The sequence below is a fragment of the Legionella drozanskii LLAP-1 genome, assembly GCF_001467585.1.
Taxonomy (GTDB): Bacteria; Pseudomonadota; Gammaproteobacteria; order Legionellales; family Legionellaceae; genus Tatlockia; species Tatlockia drozanskii.
Genome location: NZ_LNXY01000027.1, coordinates 346,355 through 367,483 on the forward strand (window position 1 = coordinate 346,355; position 21,129 = coordinate 367,483).

The following is a 21,129-nucleotide window of genomic DNA, read 5'->3' on the forward strand; positions in this document are numbered from 1 at the left end:
ATCATGTCAAGGATGCTAGTTGGGTATGGCGACAATAAACCAGAAATTCAATGGCCAAATCGTGCCAGAATAGCCATCAATTTTATTGTTAATTATGAAGAAGGGGCAGAGCTAACTCCTATCAATGGGGATAAAACCGCCGAGATCTATGGCGGTGAATTTCCGTTTGTGCAAAAACCTGAGGGTATGCGCAGTCTAAGTATGGAATCACTTTTTGAGTACGGAAGCAGAGCTGGTTTATGGCGTTTAATTCGCTTATTTGATTCAGAGAACATTCCCCTCACTTTTTTCGTCACTGGCTTAGCGCTCTCGCTCAATCCAACCTTTTCTACTTATCTTCGTTCCGCAAATCATGAGATAGCGGGACATGGATGGCGATGGATTGATTATGAGTCTCTTTCCATGAAAGAAGAAAAAAATCACATCAAGCGTTGTGTGGAAACCATCAAAGAGCTCACCGGCAAGCAAGTTGAGGGTTGGTACACTGGCCGTCACAGCCGACGCACACGTGAATTATTAATAGATCTTGGTGGTTTTCTCTATGATTCAGATAGTTATGCTGATGATTATCCTTATTTCGTGGGAAATCATTTAATTATTCCTTATAGTTTAGACTGCAATGATTTTCGCTTTGGAACTTCAGCTGGATTTGCTAACGGCGATGATTTCTTTCATCATTTAAAAAATAGTTTTGATTATTTATACCAGGAGAATCGACAAACACTGATGTCGATTGGTTTACATCCCCGCTTCAGCGGTCATCCCGGGCGCTGCATGGCTGTAAAGCAATTTATTGATTATATAAAACAATTCTCAGATATTTGGATAAGCCGTCGCATCGATATTGCCAGGTATTGGCTTAAAGAAATTATTTAGCATAAGCGCATTAAGGAAAAAGCCTGTTTGAGTGTTTCTAAATTTTATGGGACTTATTGCAAAAAAATAAGTATTTTGTTTTTTTGTGTTATTATGTGTTTTTTTTAGCCTTTTGGATCTTAAAACATGCATGGTAAATTTGAAATTAAAAGATCTTCACAACAAGACCCGATAGTTCAAGTTGATAAAGATAATTTTTATGTCGCTAGATATGGTATACAAGATACTGATTATAAGGATCTTAAATCCTTATTAGATTTTTTAATTCCAAAAGTTCATGGGGGAAGTATTTCGAAAACTTCCACCTTCAGGGAAATTAATCAGATACCTGAGAGTGCAACTACCCTTGACCTAGGTTATAATGTACCCCGCAGCAAACTAGAGGCATTACCTTCCCACATCACTTGTGTAGGTTTTGTACATAGCTATTTTGACAGAAACCACAATAAAACAGGATTTTGGAAAAGGTTGAGTGAAACTATACAGGGCTTGCCAAAAACTGTTCAATGGATTGATTTTGGTTTTATCGATCCTACCCATGTGCAAACTTTAGAAAATATTATTAAACAGAATCCAAAACATTTAAAAGCTTATTACATCTCGCTTAATCGCTCTGAGATTCAAAGTGAACCCGATCAATTCCTCCGCACCCCTATAAAAGACCATTATGTATTGCTTTCATCAACCGTCCCGCTCTCTAATAAACGCAAGAGCGAAGTCCTTGATGAGACAGTATTAAGTGGTGAAAAGGAAGTTGAGAGTCAAGAAAGAGAAGCCAAAAAAACAAAAAGTCCGATCGCTCTCTTAGCTTCTGAATTAGGTTTAGTTCGTTGTCCCCCAAATGGATATCAAAATACTTTCTTTTATCACAACCAAGATAAAGAAGAAGAGGAACGAGATCCAACCAATTCTTTTTACTTGTCTTAGAGCGTTTGGAGTCCCCGGGCGCGATCCCAGGGTTTCTCTTAATAGGGCTAGAAACCCCTTGTGATCAAGCACAGGGACCACGCGGCCAAAGCCGCGGGAATCCCCTTTACCATATAGAAAGAAACTCTCAAGGATAGTTACGCTAAATCTGATCTAATCACTTTTTAAAAATAATCATTTTTTCTTGAGACATATCTCTCATAGTCCAGGGGATTCCTCCGGTTCTATAACCTGATTGTTTTTGCCCAGCAAAAGGCATCCAGTCGGTACGGAAAGCGGTATGATCGTTAATAAGAACGGTCGAAGCGTTAAGATATTCTGCGGCTCTTAGGGCCGGTGTCAAATTCTCAGAAAAGATGCTGGCTTGAAAAGAAAAGGGCAAAGCATTCGCAATTTCAATCGCCTCATCGATGTCTTCAAATTCATAAACACAGGTGACAGGACCAAAGATTTCCAATTGTGAAACCTTGGCATCAGCGGGTGGATTTAACAATACAGCAGGAATTAAAGTCGTTTCAGAAAGACGACCTCCACCAAACAGCTTCGCACCTCCTGCTACAGCTTCGTCAATCCAGGAGCTAACGCGTTCTGTTTCTCGCGGATGAATAAGAGGCCCCACTTCTGTTTCCTTTGAATGGGGATCACCGACATGAAGTGCGTTGACCTGTTTAACAAACTCATCCATAAATTGAGCTCTAATCGTTTTATGAACAAAGATCCGCTGTACTGAAACACACACTTGACCTGCATGGTAATAACCCCCTTTGACAAGGGAGGGAATGGTTTTAGATAAATCAGCGCTTTGATCAACAATCACTGGTGCAGCACCACCGTGTTCTAAGGCGCAACGAGCCCCGGGGGCAAGTTTAGAGCGTAAATGCCAGCCAATCTTAGCTGAGCCAATAAAACTCAAGAAAGCAATACGTTGATCAGTTGCAAACTGTTCAGCTAAGGCATTGTCCTCAGTGATAAAAGTTTGACACCAACCCTTTGCTAGACCTGCCTGCCGTAACAATTTGACTAGTTCTAGGCAAGATAAAGGGGTAACTGGAGCAGGCTTAATAATCACTGGACAACCTACAGCGATCGCTGGAGCTATTTGATGAACAATTAAATTTAGCGGATGGTTAAAGGCCGAAATAGCAGCCACAACGCCAATGGGTTCTTTAACAGTGAAAGCCCAACGCTGCTCACTTGCAGGCGTGAGTCCCATCGGAATTTCTTTACCGGCAAACTGTCGTAATTCCTCAGCCGCATCATTTAAGCTATCTATAGCCCGAGTTACTTCAATTGCCGCATCCGTATAAGGTTTGCCCCCTTCTTGCACTATAAGCGTTACAAATTTAGCTTGGTCAGATGTTAATAATTGCGCAGCACGTTTAAGAATGGCTATACGCTCATGGGGTTTAAGCCAGTTAGCTCGATTTCCTAAAGTGAGGGCAGCTGTCTTAAGCTTTTCTTCAAGTGCTTTAGCATCATCACTAGGTATTTCTGCAATCAAAGATCGATCGAAGGCCTGTACTACCTGCAGTGTTTTTTTCATCACTCCCCCTTCCTTGGCGGTAATCGTTGTTGCAATTCATCGACAAGAACACGTTTGTTTTCTGAATAATCAATTGGAAAAACAATAAGATGAACGCCTCCAGCCCTAAAAGCGCTCTCCAGAATGGAGCGAAAACTTTCAATCGTTTCAACTCTTACACCTTGTGCGCCATAAGCTTCGGCATATTTTACGAAATCAGGATTAGTAAAAGTCATGCCAAAGTCTGGGAAATGATCAACCGCTTGTTTCCAACGTATCATTCCGAAAGCATTATCCTCTATAATAACTATTACTAAGTTTAATTTAAGCCTGACTGCCGTTTCTAATTCTTGGCTATTCATCATAAAACCACCATCTCCACAAACCGCCATCACTCGACGCTTAGGATATAATAAAGCAGCCATAATGGCTGAAGGGAGACCGGCACCCATGGTGGCAAGCGCATTATCAAGTAAAAGCGTATTCGCCATTTGTGTCCGATAATTTCGAGCAAACCAAATTTTATACATCCCATTATCTAGTGCGACAATTCCATCAGGGGGCATCACTAGTCGAACATCATGGACTAAACGTTGGGGGGTGAAACGATCTTCAGTCGCTCTAGCCGTAATTTTACTCAAAATGCCTTCTCTTAAATGAAGGAGAGCATCTGCATGAGGAAGCTTGCCTTCCAGCCTATCCGCAAGTAATTGCAAGGAGGGGCCCAAATCACCGATCACTTCTGCTTGGGGACAATAAACTTGTTCAACCGTCGCTGATACGTACCCGACATGCACCACTTGTAGCTTGGACGTGCCCATAATAAAAGGCGGTTTTTCTACTGTACTATGACCAATAGTTAAGATGAGATCGGCTTGTTCTATGGCCTCATGGACATAATCGCGAGCTGAAAGTGCTGCTGTCCCCATATAAAATTCTGTTGCTCCAGAAATGGTTCCCTTCCCCATCTGTGTAGTAAAATACGGCAATTTTGTGCGTAAAATGAATTGGGATAGATGATTAGTGGCTCTTGGCCGCGAAGCTGCGGCACCTAACATAACTAAAGGGCGCTTAGCTTGTTTAATCAGTTCGGCGGCATGGTTTAAAGCTCCCTCACTCGCTACTGGATATTCAATAGAATGCGATGGAATGAGAGCAACCTTTTTAATTTTCTCAGCTGCAATATCTTCGGGCAGCTCCAAATGAACTGGCCCTGGAATTTCCGCTTGTGCTAGATGAAAAGCTTCACGTACTATAGTCGGGATCATGGAAGGCGAAACAATTTGACGAGACATTTTGGTGAGGGGATGCATGGTAGCTACCGTGTTGACCATCTGGAATCTCGCCTGATGCGAAGATAAAACCCCCTTCTGACCAGTAATCATGATGAGAGGCATTGCTCCAAGAAGAGCATAAGCCGCGCCTGTGGCGAGATTCAGTGCGCCTGGGCCTAGTGTGGTCATGCAAACCCCAGCTTTACCTGTCAATCGACCATAGGTGGCAGCCATAAAAGCCGCCGCTTGTTCATGTCGAGTCAACACGAGTTTGATAGACGATTTACGAATGGCTTCGACTACGTCAAGATTTTCTTCGCCAGGAATACCAAAAATGTGGGTTACGCCTTCATTTTCAAGAGCAGCAACCAAGAGTTCAGCACCTTTCATCGCTTGTCCCTCACCTATTCCAGAATAGCTCCTTCTCTCAATTATAAGCAAAACTTTCTTATATTGTTTGTTTCTACACTTTTAAATAGAGAGAGATAACTTAATATTGCTTAGATTAGTTGCTTTTAAAGCCGATGAGGTCGCCCTCATCGATTAGTACAACTTAAGAGTGTTTCAGCTAGGAACTAGAAGTTGCAGATTCGCTAAGGCAGCAGATTCAGCTCATTTATTTAGCATAATACTGACGCATAATTGTCAATGCATTTTTGATACGCTCCACCCGCGGTTCGGCGTTAATGGTTGGCTCTGCTCTTGGATTGGTAATTGTAATGTCTCCAGATACTTGCAACGTGGTCAGGCGATCTTGCTCAACTACTCCCATGTTTATATAACTACCTGATATAAAAAAAGGCAAGCGCCCTTTTTCAATCAGCAAATCTTGACCAATACTGTAGTCATGTGTGGGATTATTGCAATTAAATAAATGCTTCACTAAAGTTGGAACAATATCATAGCTGGTTGTAAGGTATTCTATTGAACGCGGTGACTGGCCAGGCCAATGAATAAAAAGGGGCACATGGATTTGTGCTTGAGTGAAATTTCCAGCATGACCCCAATAATTTTGTTTATTATCGTTAAATTCCTGTCCATGATCGGCCGTAAAAATAACGATACTATTATCTAAATATCCTTGTTGCTCAATCCGGTTTAATACCTTCGCAATTTCTTGGTCGTCAAAATTAACCGCGTTCAAATAACGATTATAAAAAGGCAAAGGATTAATTTCATTGGTTAAGTTAATGCGCGAACATTCCTCTTCGATTGGCTGGTAAGGTGCGGGAAATTTTTGTTGGCGACAAAAACCATGAGGTGCGTCATAGAAAAGATAAAGAAAAAATGGCTTTTTATGATTTTTAGTGTTTAAAAAATCAATCGCTTTTTGCGTGATATCTCTATCCTTGTCGCCAACATTATCTTTATGCGAACCATTAATATCGAGATCATTAAACCCAGTGAAAATGGTTTTATCAAAAGGAGGATTATATAAAACACTCGACCAAAAAACGTGGGTTGAATACCCGTATTTAATCAATAAGTCCGTTAAAATTGCTGGAACTTGTTGCTTTAATGCAGCGGTCCAATAGCTACTTGGTATCGAATAAAAAATTGAAAACAATCCTGGTTGAGTAGAGTTTCCACCACTCATATGGTTTTGAAAATGCCAAGTTTTTTTAGCAAATTGAGCGACATTTGGCATATATTCTTTTTGTAAACTATCAAAACGCAGCGAATCCACCATGATTAAAATAATGTTGTAAGGATGAATTTGTTTATCACAACTCATTGTGTGGAGCGGGTAATTTAATTTGTCATTAGAAAAGATAGGCTGCGCAAAATTACTTTCACTATATCGATTTAAAATTTGCTTAGCATTTTTATCAGGAATTAAATAACTAACAATCTGATTATAAAGGGGTAAATTAGGGATTTGCTGACTAAAAAGATTATTATACTTCGCGATGGATAATACCAAAGTAAAATAGCTAAATAAAAAACCACCAAGCCAAATATAAGCAATTGAATGGCCAACCTTTAAGCGCTCGGCCAAAACAATTTTCTTCCAAACCAACCACGCTAAGCAGATTTCTATCAGACAAACTGCAGCAATAAGTAGCGCACAGTAGGTTAATTCTCGTGCAGAAAAATCAAAAACTTCATTCCATTGGGTATGAAAAGCTAACGATAGGATCAAAAAATTAAGATGAAACTTGAACATCAAATAGATGCGCGTATCCGCAATTAAAAACACAATACTGACTGTACTCAGCAGGATACTTAAAGCCCAAATGAGCCAACGATTAGGCAAACAATAAGCAATCAAAATTAAGACTGTAGCAGGAATAAAAGCTAGTAACATCATGTAACTTAGATAATTTATAATAGCGAAAAAAATGACGAATATTTTACCGCCTATGCTGGTAAAATTTGCCACTGTATTAATAAATAAGGTTTTTGATAGTAAAATTGCTTTTAGATACTCAAAGCCTAATAACCAAAAGAGGAGTGTATTAGCTAGAAAAAACCAGACTATAAAACGGAAAATTGCTGTTCTATTATTACAGTTCATTATTAACATTATCCAAGTATTTTAAAAATAATATGTGATTCTCCACAATCTTGCAAAGTTGTGTGGCTATTTCAATCAAATTTCTCCCCTTCCTCACCCTGGGTTCATTAATACCCACTTAATTAGTTTAGTTTATATGTGCATATTAAATACAAATATGAAATCAATTGACCTGGAGGAAGACATGCGAGCTAATCCAAACGCTCATGAAAATCCTCAGGAAAAAGAAAAAGAATGGGAGATTAAAGAGAATAACGATGAGAATATGCTACAACTAAGTACGGGATATGCTCGAAATAGAACAAGAATTACAAGTAATTTTTAACTCCACGCAAGTCACTTCTGAGCATAAGGACACTGATGAAGAAAAAATCACTATCAGTAATAACTAAATACTTACTCATAATATTCAAATTTCTTGCTCGCGCTTCCTAAGCCTGCGCTTATAAAACAAGGCCTGGATACCACATTACCTATGTAGGCGACTCCTATTAGCATTAGGGTGTGCATAAATTCTATCGGAATCTCAAAAAATAAGGGGCATAACATCACACTATCTGTGATGTGCCCGATATAAGGATTCCATTCTAAAGCAAAGACAGCTTGACAATAAATCTGGAAATTCTACATAACTAAACATTCTCCTAAGTTTTCTAACTCTTTATCGATATTTAATGGCGTCGAAGTGTCACTGACTGCAGGACGACTCGAGTGAGGAGTCACAGGATGATGATGGAAGCCATGTCTATTGGTTGCATGGCGATGAGAATGGTTGCTCCTCTGACGGCGAGGAAGCCCCATTGCCTTGTGTATCTCCGGTAGTAATTCTGGATTCTCTGCTACGAAAATTTTCCCTAATTCTTTTCCAAACTGAATGAATGCAGCCTGTTCTGAGGGGAGCGAAGCCACCATATTGTTAACATTTTTAAATGATTCAGACCATTCGTTAACGTCTCCTTTTGGAGAGAACTCCTTTTCAAGAAAGGACCCCAAAACACCTAGCAGGAATAGGCCATTTTCATTGCCATTAGCAGCGGCAAATTCAATAATCGATATATATTTTTTGTCATTGACTGTCACTGGCTGACTGAGTTCTACTCCGCAATAATCAACTAAAAAGCTCAAAAGCTCAAAATTACTTTCAGTTAAACTCTGTTCAATAAGTTTTTCTTTATGAAGCTTAAGATGAAAGGGAATAAGTCTCTTCGCCTCATCAAATCGTTTACTAGCAAGTAAAGCCTCAAGCATTTTGCCCCCTAACTTTTCAACTTTATCTTCTATGATTCTTAAGTTATTTAAGACAGTAATACTAAGGCCTTTTTTATCATCTAATTCTAAAAAAATCATACTGGATTTTTCATGAAGTGCTAATAAAGCATCGATATCTTTTGGCGAAATTTCTTCAAATTTCATTGCCGCCAAAGGCTTATAGCCCATGTTTAATTCATTAACTTGTCGATTAAATTCTCCCGCATGTCCCTTCGCTTTCTTTTTCTTCTTTTTACTTTTTGCAGAGACAACATCGGGTTCAGAATTAGTAGATGGCTCAGTATTAACCGCTTTAACAGACGGCATTGCTGGCTTTGCTAGTGGTGTACTTAATTCCTCTTCAACTGTGGAGCGAATTTTTCTTATTAATTTTAATACATTCTTGTATTTATCATGTTTACATAAAGGAATTAAGGCATTTAATGAGTCTTCAAGCGTCAATAATGCCTCTCTATATTTTGCCAGTTTAGATGGCTCCCTAGACAATCTTGCTGCCGCCATTTCTTGTTGAGTGTATTGCTCTTCAAGTTCAGCTAGGTGATGGGCTAATTTTTCTTTCGTGAAAGAAATAAAAGGAATACATTTTTCTCTTGCAAGCTTTTCAAATTCCGCCTCTAAATCAGGGGTAGAGATTTTTTCCCATTCACTATCTCGTTGAATAGCAAAACTAGGCCTTCCTGTCACTCTGTCACTACTATCGTAATACACATGTAATTTACATTTTTCTCCGTTTCCATTTTTAAAGATAGCCGTGTAATGATATTGACTAATGACCGATTCCGACTCGCTCATTTCTTCATAAATACTTATGTGATGCTCTTGCAAAGAATAAAAATCTTGCTGGGACTTAAGAATTATATCTTCCAGAGGTAACTGAACTAAACAATAAGGACGATCTTCTCTATCGGATTTTAATTGAATATCTTCAGGAAGATTAAGTTGATCTTTTTTTATAAAATTAAAGAGTACGCTTTTTTTCAATTTATGCTCCTTTGAATCCCGAAATATTCACGATGATATATTTTGACCCAAGTAAGAGCAAGTTAAATTCATATTGTACATTAGTGATTTTTTTTAGCCTGCACTCGGTCTTTTCTTATCAATACGGGGTGTCAAATCATTAATTAATGCAATCTGTTCATCGTTGGTTAAAATAGTGCCCGATTAAGGTTCATATGGAAACCCTGGGTTGTTGGTCTGCTTGAAGCGGCTCGAAAAGAAAATTCAGCTAAAAATCAAAACGCAACCGTTTTAGATTCTCAATCCAATAGTTCTTCTTTCTTCTTTAAAGAGACAGGAGTTGATTCATGACAAATTCCTTGTGCGAGAGAAGGTAGAGAAGCAAGAAAGTGCTAACAAAATTTCTCCCTACTTCCAAAATTTGTTAGACTTGATTTTTTTATACAACTGGTGAGGGCATTAATGGACCAACTGCTACATACTATCGATGTGGATGACTTAGACACATTAAGCACTGACAGCAAAAAATTTGCTCTCGCCTCATTAGAATCAGGGAAGGTCATTTATTTCCCGTCCTACCCTTTTCATTTAGAACCTCATGAAAAAACTGAATTAGTTTCCGATAAAATTCTTGACGGCAAACATAAAAATGTAAGTTTTGATTACCGCAATAATCGCTTAGGGGGTTTTCAAAAAAATGCCAATTTAACGGATACCCTGAAAGCCTTCATGCTGCGCTATGCAGAATTCGCAAGAGAACTAATTGACACTGTTTTACCACAATATCAAGATGGTTTACTTTGGGGTAGAACCAGTTACCGCCCTGCAGAAATCAAAGGACGCGTCAGCTCAAAACGCAAAGATGATACGCGTCTTCATATTGACTCTTTTCCGGCAACGCCTGTGAATGGAAGACGCATCCTGCGTGTTTTTTCTAATGTTAATCCTTTTAATGAACCTAGAGTTTGGCATTTGGGAGAACCGTTTACTCAGGTACTTCAACGCTTTGCTCCAGACATTCGAAACTACAATTATAAGCGCGCTAAACTATTACATCTAATTAAAGCCACAAAAACCTTGCGTTCTGCTTACGACCATTATCAACTCAATTTACACGACAACATGAAATTGAGTGATGAATATCAACAAACAGTTAAAAAGCAACGAGTTGATTTTCCCGCTCAAAGTACCTGGATTGTATTTACTGATCATGTCTCTCATGCAGCTTTAAGCGGGCAATTTCTCTTGGAGCAAACTTTTTATTTACCTGTCAAAGCCATGGCTAATCCCTCTCTCTCTCCTTTAAAACAATGGGAACGAGAAAAGACTGCGGCTTTGGTATAGTAGATTAGACCTTGGGCCAACAACCTTTCATTCTTTGAGGTGTCTGAATTTGTTGTTGGTTCAAGGCTCAATCTAAACTAGGGTTACCAATAGTTCTCAAAACCCGACTATAATTTAGCTAACGCAGTTATCCACGGAAGGCTTGTAGGGTTATCAGATGAAAACCGAACATCTTAATGGTGCCTATAAAACAGTGCGCCAGCAAACCGAACGCTTATGTCAACCATTGGCGACGGAAGACTATGTCATTCAAAGTATTGAAGATGTAAGTCCACCGAAATGGCACCTAGCACACTGTAGTTGGTTTTTTGAAACCTTTATACTCAGTCATTATTTAAAAAGCTACAAACCATTTCACCCTTCTTTTCATCATTTATTTAACTCCTATTATCAGGGAATAGGCAATCCTTACCCACGAGCTAAACGAGGTCTGTTGTCACGCCCAACCGTTGAAGAAATCTATGCCTACAGGAAATATATTGATAAGCATATGCAGGACCTTTTGACTGAAATCGCGGAAGCACAATTTGATGCAATAAACACGCTACTAACACTCGGACTCCATCACGAACAACAACATCAAGAACTGTTGCTAATGGATGTTAAACACAACTTTTCTTACGACCCTAATTTTCCGCTCTATCAGGCAGCAGTCCAGGATGCTACTTCTGCGGTTAGTTCCAAATTAACTTTTATGGATGTGGAAGGTGGTTTGGTGGAAATCGGTCACCGTGGGATGGATTTTTGTTTTGATAATGAGCTGCCAAACCATAAAAAATTTCTGATTCCTTATGCAATCGCCTCTCGATTAACCACCAATGAAGAATATTTGGAGTTCATCGAAGCCGGTGGTTACAAAGAACCTTGCTGGTGGCTTGCAGATGGTTGGGATTGCGTTCTTAAGAATAATTGGCAGGCCCCTTTATATTGGCACAATCAAAATAATGAATGGCATGTTTTTAGCTTACATGGACTTATACCATTAAGTCCGGCAGAGCCTGTTAGTCATATCAGTTTCTATGAAGCAGATGCTTATGCAAGATGGCGTGGAGCACGATTAGCGTCGGAAGAAGAGTGGGAGCATTTTGTCGTTACCTCGGGGATAGCACCGAGAAACGACAATTTTATGGAGAATGGTTTATACCATCCTCAACCCGCTTCGACTCAACACTCGCTACAGGCGCAGCAATTTTTTGGCGATCTTTGGGAATGGACAGCCAGTCCTTATACGCCCTATCCCGGATTTAGGCCACTTAAAGGCGCATTGGGGGAGTACAATGGAAAATTTATGACGAATCAAATGGTGCTGCGAGGTGGCAGTTGTGCCACTCCGAAATCACATATAAGAGCAAGTTATCGTAATTTTTTTCAACCAGAAAAACGCTGGCAGTTTAGCGGAATTCGCTTAGCGAGAACAAATTAAGGAGGGGATGAAATGTCTGCAAAATTTAAGACTCCAGCACTAGATAATGCAAAGGTTAGTCATAACGATAAACAGGAATTTATTCACGATATTCTTCATGGTCTTTCTAAATCAAATAAAGAGGTTAATTCAAAGTATTTTTATGATGAATATGGGAGTGAATTATTTAATCAAATTACTCATCATCCAGATTACTATCTAACTGGTTGTGAGTTAGATATTTTAGACCATTACAAAAACGACTTGGCCGATTTGCTGAAGAATGAAAATTTTAATCTCATCGAATTAGGCCCTGGGGAAGGGATAAAAACGCGCCTGCTTATTGATCATTTTTTGGATGAAAATTTATCTTTTAGTTATTATACCATTGATATTTCAAGAAAATATCTTACTCAAATTATTGATCAATTTAATGAACAATTACCCACTCTTGAAACCGTTGCTTTGAATGTAGATTATTTAAACGGCATAAAATGGCTAGGATCGACATCGAGAAAACGAAATTTTGTTTTGTTTTTGGGCTCAAGTATTGGAAATTTTGATTTAAATTCTACTAAAGAATTTCTAGGAATGATGAAAAGTTTTCTTCATCCGGGAGATTATGTATTTATTGGTTTTGATTTGCTCAAAAATATAGATGTATTAATGAGGGCTTATAACGACCGAGATGGGATTACTCGTGAATTCAATTTAAACCTTTTAAGGCGCATGAACAATGAACTAGGAGCCAACTTCAATATTGATTCCTTTTATCATTACGGGACTTATAATGTGTATTTGAAGGCCATGGAAAGTTATTTAATCAGTAATAAAGCTCAAATTGTTTATATTGATGCGTTGAAAAAATCGTTCAACTTTAAAGAGTTTGAAGCAATTCACGCCGAATCATCACATAAATATACTTTTTCCCAGGTCGCCAAACTGGCCCAGGCGACAGGTTTCGAAATTGTCAGGAATTTTACCGATTCGAAGCAATATTTTCTTGATTCTTTATGGCGTGTCGTTTAGAAATTTGCCCTCGCCCGCACGCGGGAGAGGGAGTATGGAGAAGGAGGTATTAGAGCCTGTCTCTTTACACCCCCTCGCCCACGACAGAAATTAAACTAAAAAGACGATATTCTTCGCAGGAAAATTTGGAGAGGGGTCTTAGCGGTTTATCGCTTCTTCCAGTTCCGGCAATTGAATCTGAATTTGATCCTTTTGAACAGCCGTTTTTTCGAAAAAAGATTGTTCTCCGCTGGGTCTTAGATTGATCTCAACCTCTGAAGTTCGTGGATTGCCTTTTGAATCCGATTTATCTGACAACGACATATAAAAAATTTCCCTGGATTATTAAAAGGCTCTACTATAACATAATTACAATCATTTTTGGTGATATAATGACCAATAAATTTATTTTTTGACCTTAAAGATTATAATAATGCCTTCAACTTGCTCACTGCTCTCTCTTCGTTCTTACGAAACTTACAATTGCAGCCATAGCCATGATTTTGCGCAGTTGGTCTTTCCAATTAATGGCATTATGGAGTTGCAAACGGGTAATCACTTCGGTCTTGTGCATACGAATACTGCTGCTTTTGTCGCTCCTCATGAGATACATTGTTTTGCAGCCAGTCGAGGAAATCGATTTTTAGTGCTTGATCTTAAAGAGCCAAACTTTATTGCGAATACTCAACTCACGCCTGCTTTTCTTGAACTCCCAACAGCTACCTTAAAATTTTTGCATTTTGTGCAAAGCTATCTACTTCAAGAAAATACGGATGACTCCTCCGATTATCTAGTCCAAAATTTGTTACTCAAATTGCTGTCTCAAACCTTAATGCCAACTGTCGACACCCGAGTATTGCAAGTGAAGCAATGGATTGATAATCATTTTGTCTTACCTATTCATATCGAAACTTTGACAAAAATTTGCCATCTCAGTGCAAGTCAACTCCAGCGACGATTTAAAAAAATGACCGGGCAAACCATTGCTGAATATTGGCGAGCCCAAAAACTATCCCATGCACAAATTCTCCTCGGCACAGAACAGCTTTCTATTGAAGCGATTGCCTATCAACTCGGTTATGAGAACCTCTCTGCTTTTAGTCGGCGGTTTACTCAAACTTTTGGTTATAGCCCATCTCAATGGCGAGAAATGACGCTTGCTGCAAAGAAGATGCGCTAAAAAGATAAGAACAATCGCAGAAATTACTGCTATTCTTTGTGCTTATCAATGAGCAATATAAGGGTTTTTATGACTTCAAATAAAACCTATTCCTTCCTGCAAGGAATTTGTTTTCTTATTCTTGCGCAGACGATGGTCGGCCTCAACATTGTTTTTTCCAAATGCCTTGTCTCCTCTCTGCCTCTTTTATTCATGTTAACTCTTCGTTTTAGCTTAGCTGCTTTAATTCTTCTCCCTTTGCATTGGCTCACTTCGGCAAAACAATTTAGTCTGCGTCATTATTTATTAGAACTCACTCGGCGCGATTGGTATTTTATTTTTGCTCAGGCTCTCACAGCCGGAATTTTATTCAATTGTCTTATGCTTTTAGGATTGCATTACACGGATGCTAATCTGGCCGGCATTATCACGAGCGCCTTGCCGGCAATTATCGCGCTGATGTCCTGGGTGATTCTCCGAGAGAAAATTTCCACGAAAAAAGGACTTTGCATCCTTTTTGCGACTCTCGGGCTTCTAGTGATTGCCTGGGACAAATGGCAGGGCCTTGGTGAAAATCATTCCTTTTTTGGCGATGCGATTGTTTTATTATCACTGCTCCCGGAAGCAACCTACTATGTTTTATGTAAGCTCCATTCAAACCGACTGCCAGTCTTTTTGATCTCCTCTATAATTAATGGGATTAATGCATTAATTTTGCTTCCTTTCAATGCCTTTGTCCCCTTAAATTCTTTAACGCTAACCCCTTCAACTTGGTTAATATTAGTTGCTTTAGGACTAAGCTCAGGATTATTTTATGTTTTTTGGTATTGTGGTGTGCAGCAAGTGGATGGGATCATGGCGTCACTTTCAACAGCAGTCATGCCAGTAGCTACCGTCATTCTCGCTTGGTTAATTCTCGGAGAACAACTCTCAACGCTGCAATGTGCAGGCATGGTTCTCGTGATTTTATCCATTGCTTTTTATGCGCGTCGTGCATAGAAATTAAAATAAAAAACCCGCCTAAAGGCGGGTTTTTTGAACAGAGGGGAAAAGGCTTACATCATGCCCATGCCACCCATACCGCCCATTCCACCCATGCCGCCCATGTCGCCAGCGCCACCTGCACCTTCATCTTTCTTAGGTAGGTCAGCAACCATGCACTCAGTGGTCAACATTAAGCTAGCAACAGACGCTGCGTTTTGTAATGCAGTACGAGTTACTTTAGTTGGATCAAGAATACCCATGTCAACCATGTCACCGTATTCGCCAGTTGCTGCGTTGAAACCAAAATTATCTTTGTTTTCAGCAACTTTATTAACGATTACAGAAGACTCATAGCCAGCATTAGCTACGATTTGACGTAGAGGAGACTCGATTGCACGACGGAGGATATTGATACCCATGTCTTGATCAGCGTTGTCGCCTTTCAAACCATCTAATGCTATTTGAGCACGGATTAGCGCAACACCACCACCAGCAACGATACCTTCTTCAACAGCAGCACGAGTTGCGTGAAGAGCATCTTCTACACGAGCTTTTTTCTCTTTCATTTCGATTTCGGTAGCAGCACCTACTTTAATTACTGCAACACCACCAGCTAATTTAGCAACACGCTCTTGTAATTTTTCACGATCGTAATCGGAAGTTGTTTCTTCCATTTGCGCGCGAATTTGTGCAATACGTGAGTTGATCTCAGTTGCTTTACCTTCACCATCAATAATTGTGGTGTTTTCTTTGGTAACAACAACGCGTTTTGCAGTTCCTAAACTATCCAGAGTAGCGCCTTCTAAGCTAGTACCTACTTCTTCAGAAATCACTTCACCGTTAGTGAGGATAGCAATATCTTGTAACATTGATTTACGACGATCGCCGAAACCAGGTGCTTTAACAGCACATACTTTCACGATTCCGCGCATGTTGTTAACAACTAGAGTCGCTAAAGCTTCGCCTTCAACGTCTTCAGCAACAATCAATAAAGGACGACCTGATTTAGCAACTGCTTCTAAAACAGTTAACATGTCACGAATTGTAGCAATCTTTTTGTCAACCAAGAGGATGAAAGGATGCTCAAGCTCAGCACTCATGTTTTGTTGATTGTTGATGAAGTATGGAGAAATGTAACCACGATCAAATTGCATACCTTCAACAACAGATAATTCGTTCTCAAGTCCATTACCATCTTCAACAGTGATAACGCCTTCTTTACCCACTTTTTCCATCGCTTCAGCAATGATAGAACCGATTGCTTGGTCAGAGTTAGCAGAAATAGTACCAACTTGTGCAATTGATTTACCATCTTTGCAAGGCTTAGACATTGATTGCAATTTCTTAGTTACAGCAGTAACCGCTTTATCAATACCGCGTTTCAAATCCATAGGATTCATGCCAGCAGCAACTGCTTTGTGGCCTTCAACAACGATAGCGCGAGCTAGAACAGTAGCAGTAGTAGTACCATCACCAGCAGTATCAGAAGTTTTAGCAGCAACTTCTTTAACCATTTGTGCGCCCATGTTTTTGAAGCGGTTTTCGAATTCGATTTCTTTTGCTACAGAAACACCATCTTTAGTTACAGTGGGTGCACCAAAAGATCGTTCCAAAACAACGTTACGTCCACTTGGACCCATAGTTGCTTTAACTGCATCAGCCAATGCGTTCACACCAGCAAGCATTTGTTGACGAGCATCGTCGCCAAAACGTAATTCTTTAGCCATTCTAATAATCTCCTTTAATCTAAATTACTTCTCAATAACGCCCATGATGTCGTCTTCACGCATCACTACTAATTCTTGTCCTGATACCTTGACTTCGGTACCTGAGTACTTACCAAACAGAACCACATCACCTATTTTAACAGCTAAGGCGCGAACATCGCCATTATCCAACACTTTACCAGCGCCAATCGCAACAACTTCCCCACGCATTGGTTTTTCAGTAGCGCTATCTGGAATTACTATACCACCTGCTGTGGTACGTTCTTCTTCCAAACGACGAACAACAACACGGTCGTGTAAAGGACGAATTTTCATATTAGTTCTCTCCTGATTTAATTAATCGCCTATAATTTTCAGAGTAAGCTCTGACTTTTTTAGCCCTGCATAATCTCTAGATGCATTGCTGATGACTGGCAGATGGGGACAACAATTACAACTTTCAAGGGTAAATGGAAAAAAAATTTTGGTTTTTTTTGGACTGGAACTACAATGGTCTACAATTTTACAGACAAATAGGCATAGCATGAAGAAATGTTTTTTATTTACAGTATTGTGGCTTGCTTCCTTCATGAGCTATGCCATTCCGCTGCCAGCCTCTGAAATCTTTCAGGTAGGAACGAAACAAGTCGATCCCAATACTTTCGTTATCAATTGGCAAATCAAACCGGGTTATTATCTTTACAGCGATCGCATTAAATTATCCGAACCCTCTAATAGCAATACCCGTTTAGGAACTGTTCTTTTCCCTGCGGCTACAACAAAAAAGGATCAGCAAGGACGAGTCTATTCAGTTTATCGCAATCAATTATCACTCCCGGTCCCCATTCTTGGGGAGCAATCTGGGGAAAGTTTGCTTGATGTCCAATTTCAGGGCTGTGCAGATGATGGTTTTTGCTACCCACCCGAGACCCGACAAATAAAATTAACCATTGATAAGAATTTGGCATTAAATAATGTCAATTTGGAGACAAAAACACCAGATGCACAACCAGCAACCCAAGAACAACCAGTAGATAAAGTCGAGGCCGTTTTCATTACTCATCATTGGACAATGGTCATTCTTAGTTTCTTTGGTTTTGGTCTATTACTCTCGTTTACACCCTGTATATTACCTATGGTTCCTGTCATATCTGGCATTATTGTTGGTCATGGTAAAGATCTTTCCACACGAAAAGCTTTTTTCCTTTCCCTAAGCTATGTTTTGAGTATGTCACTTACCTATGCCATCGTTGGCGCCTTGGTGGCTAAAATTGGCAGCAATTTACAAGTAGTTATGCAAGCGCCCTGGATTATCGGACTTTTTAGCTTTATGTTTGTCCTGTTAGCATTATCCATGTTCGGTTTTTATGAATTACGTTTACCTACTTCATGGCAAGCAAAATTAGCCCATGCCAGTCGAAGTCAATCCAGCGGCCATTATTTAAGTGCGGCAATTATGGGTTGCTTATCAACACTTATTTTATCTCCTTGTGTGACGGCACCCCTAATTGGTGCTTTAGGTTATATCGCTCATACTGGAAATATTGCTTTAGGCAGCGCGGCTTTATTTTTTCTAGGTCTAGGCATAGGAACCCCCTTGATTCTCATTGGGATGTCGGCTGGAAAATGGTTACCAAAAGCCGGAAAATGGATGAACCTAGTCAAAGCTTTTTTCGGTATATTACTCCTTGCTGTGGCTATATTCCTCCTAGAACGTATCTTACCAGGCCCCTTAGTTATGGCCTTATGGGCAAGTTTACTGATTTTCTCTGGCGTGTATTGTGGAGCATTGACTCGGTCGCTCACCAATGTCGATAAATTTCGTCAAGGTTTTGGCATTATATTGTTGGTCTATGGCTTATTGGTCTTAGCCGGTGCGAGTATGGGCACCACTAATCCTCTACAACCTCTCGCTGGTGTACAGATATTACAGCTAGCCAATTCCACCACTCCAACAGGGGAAAAAACGGTTAAAACACTCAGTGGTTTACAAAAAGCAATAGCCAATGCCAAAGGCAGGCCAGTTATGTTGGATTTCTATGCGGATTGGTGTACTTCTTGTAAGTTTATGGAAGCGACCGTGTTTAAAGATCCCCGAGTCACAGAAGCGCTCAAAGATTTTGTTGTTGTAAAAGTTGATATCACTGGCAATAACGCGCAGGAAAGAGCACTTCTTAGCCAATTTAATGTCGTTGCGCCGCCTACTTTTTTATTTCTAAACAAGCTAGGTGACGAACAACCTCATTTACGCTTAGTTGGGGAAACCTCAACCAATGAATTTTTAAATCAATTAGAACAAGCTACGGGAATAACCGCTTTTACGGATTAGACAACCCAACCCCAGAAGCGTTATAATTCGCCCACTTTTTTTACAGATAAGAGATTATGAATCATAGAGTGGGCTTTGTCAGCTTGGGATGTCCTAAAGCATTAGTTGATTCGGAGCGAATCATTACTCAATTACGTGCGCAAGGATACGATTTAGTATCAAACTATCAAGATGCAGGTATTGTTGTAGTCAACACTTGTGGTTTTATTGATGCTGCGGTAACTGAGTCATTGGATACGATTAAGGAAGCCATGGCCGAAAACGGTCGTGTGATTGTGACGGGCTGTCTGGGTGCAAAAGCTGACCTTATCCGCGAAGCCTGCCCTGAGGTATTACACATTAGTGGTGCTCATGCTTATGAAGAAGTGGTGCGAGCAGTCCATCAACATTTACCACCACCAGCCGATCCTTTTACGCAACTTGTCCCTCCTCAAGGAATTAAATTAACACCCCGACACTACGCGTATTTAAAAATTTCTGAGGGATGTAATCAAAAATGTACTTTCTGCATCATCCCTACCATGCGCGGCAAATTACAAAGTTATCCGCTTACTCAGGTCTTAACTGAAGCGAAACGCTTGAAAGAGGCGGGCGTACAAGAATTATTAGTTATTTCACAAGATACCAGTGCCTATGGCGTCGATACACGTTATCAACCCGTTGAATGGCAAGGTCAAACCATCAAAACGCAATTCTACGATCTCTGTCAGCAGCTTGGGGAACTTGGCATTTGGGTACGTTTACATTATGTCTATCCTTATCCTCATGTTGATGAAATCATCCCGTTGATGCGTGATAGACTTATCCTTCCTTATCTGGATATCCCCTTGCAACATGCTAGTTCTCGAGTTTTAAAAGCAATGAAGCGCCCTGCAAGCAGCGAAAATACCCTAGCTCGTATTGCCAAATGGCGAGAAATCTGTCCGGATATTACTCTCCGCTCAACGTTTATCGTCGGTTTTCCTGGCGAAACCGAAGAAGAGTTTGAAGAGCTACTTGATTTCCTTCAAGACGCACGCTTAGATCGAGTAGGTTGCTTTCAATATTCTCCTGTTGAAGGGGCTAAAGCAAATGATTTGCCCAATCCAGTTCCCGAAGCCCTTAAAGAAGAACGTTATCATCGATTTATGCAAATTCAAGCCGATATTAGTCGTGACAAATTAGAAGCAAAAATTGGCTCCAGACAAACTGTTCTCGTGGATGAAATTAATGATGAACAAATTATTGCGAGGAGCAAAAGTGACGCGCCAGAAATTGATGGATTAGTCTTTCTGCCTCCCACTGAAAATATTAAAGTTGGAGAGCGGATTGAGGTTGTCATTACTGATAGTGATGATTATGATTTGTATGCTGAGATTGAAAATTAATTGGGCTAAGGCCCAATATTCCTTATGCAAATAAATAGAGGGCAAGATGCCGACTCAAGAATGCATCATTGATTTAATTATTGAGAAAAAAGAAAAGGCTTATATCGTTTTTGAAGATGAACAATTTATTGCTTTTTTAGATCACCGCCCTCTCTTCCCAGGCCATACATTACTTGCTCCAAAAGATCATTTTAGAACTCTTTATGATTTGCCTGACTCAATGATTAGCCCTTTATTTATTTTAACCAAAAAGCTTGGCACAGCGATTGAAAAAGCGATGGAGGCAAGTGGAAGTTTTATTGCGATGAATAATATCGTCAGTCAGAGTATTCCTCATTTACACGTTCATATTGTGCCAAGAAATAAACAAGATGGGTTAAAGGGATTTTTTTGGCCAAGGACTAAATATGATAATGAAGCTCATATCAATGAAGTCTTAAATAAAATAAAGTCTCAAATTTAAAACAAATTATTTTAAATATTG

At 39.7% G+C, this 21,129-nt stretch carries 18 protein-coding genes; 11 read left to right on the plus strand and 7 right to left on the minus strand.

The window, feature by feature from the left end:
* Positions 1-3 precede the first annotated feature (3 nt).
* Both Ldro_RS10730 and Ldro_RS10735 read left to right on the plus strand, forming a co-directional pair.
* A complete protein-coding gene (locus Ldro_RS10730; protein WP_058496415.1) occupies positions 4-876 on the plus strand; it encodes a polysaccharide deacetylase family protein in 873 nt (290 codons plus the stop codon).
* Positions 877-1,002: 126 nt separating this feature from the next.
* On the plus strand, positions 1,003-1,803 hold the full coding sequence (locus Ldro_RS10735; RefSeq protein ID WP_058496416.1) for a hypothetical protein: 801 nt from the start codon (positions 1,003-1,005) through the stop codon (positions 1,801-1,803).
* 157 nt (positions 1,804-1,960) lie between these two features.
* On the opposite strand, the gene Ldro_RS10740 is transcribed toward Ldro_RS10735, so the two are convergent.
* The 3 genes from Ldro_RS10740 to Ldro_RS10750 form a co-directional block, all read right to left on the minus strand.
* The gene (locus tag Ldro_RS10740; RefSeq protein WP_058496417.1) at positions 1,961-3,346 is read right to left on the minus strand and encodes an aldehyde dehydrogenase family protein; all 1,386 of its coding nucleotides are present in this window, start codon (positions 3,344-3,346) and stop codon (positions 1,961-1,963) included.
* The gene (locus Ldro_RS10745; protein ID WP_058496418.1) at positions 3,346-4,989 is read right to left on the minus strand and encodes an acetolactate synthase large subunit; all 1,644 of its coding nucleotides are present in this window, start codon (positions 4,987-4,989) and stop codon (positions 3,346-3,348) included. Before Ldro_RS10745 ends, Ldro_RS10740 begins: the two co-directional genes overlap by 1 nt.
* Before the next feature lie 226 nt (positions 4,990-5,215).
* Complete coding sequence (locus Ldro_RS10750) at positions 5,216-7,117, minus strand: DUF3413 domain-containing protein (protein ID WP_058496419.1); 1,902 nt, start codon at positions 7,115-7,117, stop codon at positions 5,216-5,218.
* Positions 7,118-7,301: 184 nt separating this feature from the next.
* Between Ldro_RS10750 and Ldro_RS16345 the strand changes: the two genes are divergently transcribed.
* A complete protein-coding gene (locus Ldro_RS16345; RefSeq protein WP_157066486.1) occupies positions 7,302-7,442 on the plus strand; it encodes a hypothetical protein in 141 nt (46 codons plus the stop codon).
* A 299-nt stretch (positions 7,443-7,741) separates the two neighbouring features.
* Here the strand turns inward: Ldro_RS16345 and Ldro_RS10755 are convergent, their stop codons facing one another.
* Positions 7,742-9,367: a hypothetical protein gene (locus tag Ldro_RS10755; protein ID WP_058496420.1), complete on the minus strand. Its 1,626-nt coding sequence runs from the start codon at positions 9,365-9,367 to the stop codon at positions 7,742-7,744.
* Between the two features lie 441 nt (positions 9,368-9,808).
* Between Ldro_RS10755 and Ldro_RS10760 the strand changes: the two genes are divergently transcribed.
* The 3 genes from Ldro_RS10760 (at position 9,809) to Ldro_RS10770 (ending at position 13,121) form a co-directional block, all read left to right on the plus strand.
* Entirely contained in the window at positions 9,809-10,690 is an 882-nt protein-coding gene (locus tag Ldro_RS10760) for a Kdo hydroxylase KdoO (RefSeq protein ID WP_058496421.1), read from the plus strand.
* Positions 10,691-10,847: 157 nt separating this feature from the next.
* Entirely contained in the window at positions 10,848-12,113 is a 1,266-nt protein-coding gene (egtB, locus tag Ldro_RS10765) for an ergothioneine biosynthesis protein EgtB (RefSeq protein WP_058496422.1), read from the plus strand.
* A gap of 12 nt (positions 12,114-12,125) precedes the next feature.
* Positions 12,126-13,121 (plus strand): L-histidine N(alpha)-methyltransferase, encoded by a 996-nt coding sequence (locus Ldro_RS10770; RefSeq protein ID WP_058496423.1) that lies wholly within the window; start codon positions 12,126-12,128, stop codon positions 13,119-13,121.
* A 138-nt stretch (positions 13,122-13,259) separates the two neighbouring features.
* Here Ldro_RS10770 and Ldro_RS16350 read toward each other — a convergent pair whose 3' ends face one another.
* Positions 13,260-13,424, minus strand: coding sequence for a hypothetical protein (locus tag Ldro_RS16350; RefSeq protein WP_157066487.1), 165 nt, complete (start codon positions 13,422-13,424; stop codon positions 13,260-13,262).
* Positions 13,425-13,533: 109 nt separating this feature from the next.
* Between Ldro_RS16350 and Ldro_RS10775 the strand changes: the two genes are divergently transcribed.
* Positions 13,534-14,280, plus strand: coding sequence for an AraC family transcriptional regulator (locus Ldro_RS10775; protein WP_058496424.1), 747 nt, complete (start codon positions 13,534-13,536; stop codon positions 14,278-14,280).
* Positions 14,281-14,349: 69 nt separating this feature from the next.
* Entirely contained in the window at positions 14,350-15,258 is a 909-nt protein-coding gene (locus Ldro_RS10780) for a DMT family transporter (RefSeq protein ID WP_083497954.1), read from the plus strand.
* 56 nt (positions 15,259-15,314) lie between these two features.
* Here the strand turns inward: Ldro_RS10780 and groL are convergent, their stop codons facing one another.
* A complete protein-coding gene (groL, locus tag Ldro_RS10785) occupies positions 15,315-16,970 on the minus strand; it encodes a chaperonin GroEL (RefSeq protein ID WP_058496426.1) in 1,656 nt (551 codons plus the stop codon).
* 24 nt (positions 16,971-16,994) lie between these two features.
* The gene (gene groES, locus Ldro_RS10790; protein WP_058496427.1) at positions 16,995-17,285 is read right to left on the minus strand and encodes a co-chaperone GroES; all 291 of its coding nucleotides are present in this window, start codon (positions 17,283-17,285) and stop codon (positions 16,995-16,997) included.
* A gap of 208 nt (positions 17,286-17,493) precedes the next feature.
* Here groES and dsbD point away from each other — a divergent pair, with 208 nt between their 5' ends.
* Genes dsbD through Ldro_RS10805 form a run of 3 tightly spaced genes read left to right on the plus strand, consistent with a single transcriptional unit; the run spans position 17,494 to position 21,108 of the window.
* On the plus strand, positions 17,494-19,278 hold the full coding sequence (gene dsbD / locus Ldro_RS10795; RefSeq protein ID WP_058496759.1) for a protein-disulfide reductase DsbD: 1,785 nt from the start codon (positions 17,494-17,496) through the stop codon (positions 19,276-19,278).
* 56 nt (positions 19,279-19,334) lie between these two features.
* Positions 19,335-20,645, plus strand: a complete 1,311-nt coding sequence (gene rimO, locus Ldro_RS10800) for a 30S ribosomal protein S12 methylthiotransferase RimO (protein ID WP_058496428.1) — start codon at positions 19,335-19,337, stop codon at positions 20,643-20,645.
* A 46-nt stretch (positions 20,646-20,691) separates the two neighbouring features.
* Positions 20,692-21,108, plus strand: coding sequence for an HIT family protein (locus tag Ldro_RS10805; protein ID WP_058496429.1), 417 nt, complete (start codon positions 20,692-20,694; stop codon positions 21,106-21,108).
* Positions 21,109-21,129: the final 21 nt, after the last annotated feature.

Excerpts from the sequence above, each read along its gene's own strand:
- Ldro_RS10730 (WP_058496415.1), top strand. The coding sequence starts at position 4 with ATGTCAAGGATGCTAGTTGGGTATGGCGACAATAAACCAGAAATTCAA.
- Ldro_RS10735 (WP_058496416.1), top strand. The coding sequence starts at position 1,003 with ATGCATGGTAAATTTGAAATTAAAAGATCTTCACAACAAGACCCGATA.
- Ldro_RS10740 (WP_058496417.1), bottom strand. The coding sequence starts at position 3,346 with ATGAAAAAAACACTGCAGGTAGTACAGGCCTTCGATCGATCTTTGATT.
- Ldro_RS10745 (WP_058496418.1), bottom strand. The coding sequence starts at position 4,989 with ATGAAAGGTGCTGAACTCTTGGTTGCTGCTCTTGAAAATGAAGGCGTA.
- Ldro_RS10750 (WP_058496419.1), bottom strand. The coding sequence starts at position 7,117 with ATGAACTGTAATAATAGAACAGCAATTTTCCGTTTTATAGTCTGGTTT.
- Ldro_RS16345 (WP_157066486.1), top strand. The coding sequence starts at position 7,302 with ATGCGAGCTAATCCAAACGCTCATGAAAATCCTCAGGAAAAAGAAAAA.
- Ldro_RS10760 (WP_058496421.1), top strand. The coding sequence starts at position 9,809 with ATGGACCAACTGCTACATACTATCGATGTGGATGACTTAGACACATTA.
- egtB (WP_058496422.1), top strand. The coding sequence starts at position 10,848 with ATGAAAACCGAACATCTTAATGGTGCCTATAAAACAGTGCGCCAGCAA.
- Ldro_RS10770 (WP_058496423.1), top strand. The coding sequence starts at position 12,126 with ATGTCTGCAAAATTTAAGACTCCAGCACTAGATAATGCAAAGGTTAGT.
- Ldro_RS16350 (WP_157066487.1), bottom strand. The coding sequence starts at position 13,424 with ATGTCGTTGTCAGATAAATCGGATTCAAAAGGCAATCCACGAACTTCA.
- Ldro_RS10775 (WP_058496424.1), top strand. The coding sequence starts at position 13,534 with ATGCCTTCAACTTGCTCACTGCTCTCTCTTCGTTCTTACGAAACTTAC.
- Ldro_RS10780 (WP_083497954.1), top strand. The coding sequence starts at position 14,350 with ATGACTTCAAATAAAACCTATTCCTTCCTGCAAGGAATTTGTTTTCTT.
- groL (WP_058496426.1), bottom strand. The coding sequence starts at position 16,970 with ATGGCTAAAGAATTACGTTTTGGCGACGATGCTCGTCAACAAATGCTT.
- groES (WP_058496427.1), bottom strand. The coding sequence starts at position 17,285 with ATGAAAATTCGTCCTTTACACGACCGTGTTGTTGTTCGTCGTTTGGAA.
- dsbD (WP_058496759.1), top strand. The coding sequence starts at position 17,494 with ATGAAGAAATGTTTTTTATTTACAGTATTGTGGCTTGCTTCCTTCATG.
- rimO (WP_058496428.1), top strand. The coding sequence starts at position 19,335 with ATGAATCATAGAGTGGGCTTTGTCAGCTTGGGATGTCCTAAAGCATTA.
- Ldro_RS10805 (WP_058496429.1), top strand. The coding sequence starts at position 20,692 with ATGCCGACTCAAGAATGCATCATTGATTTAATTATTGAGAAAAAAGAA.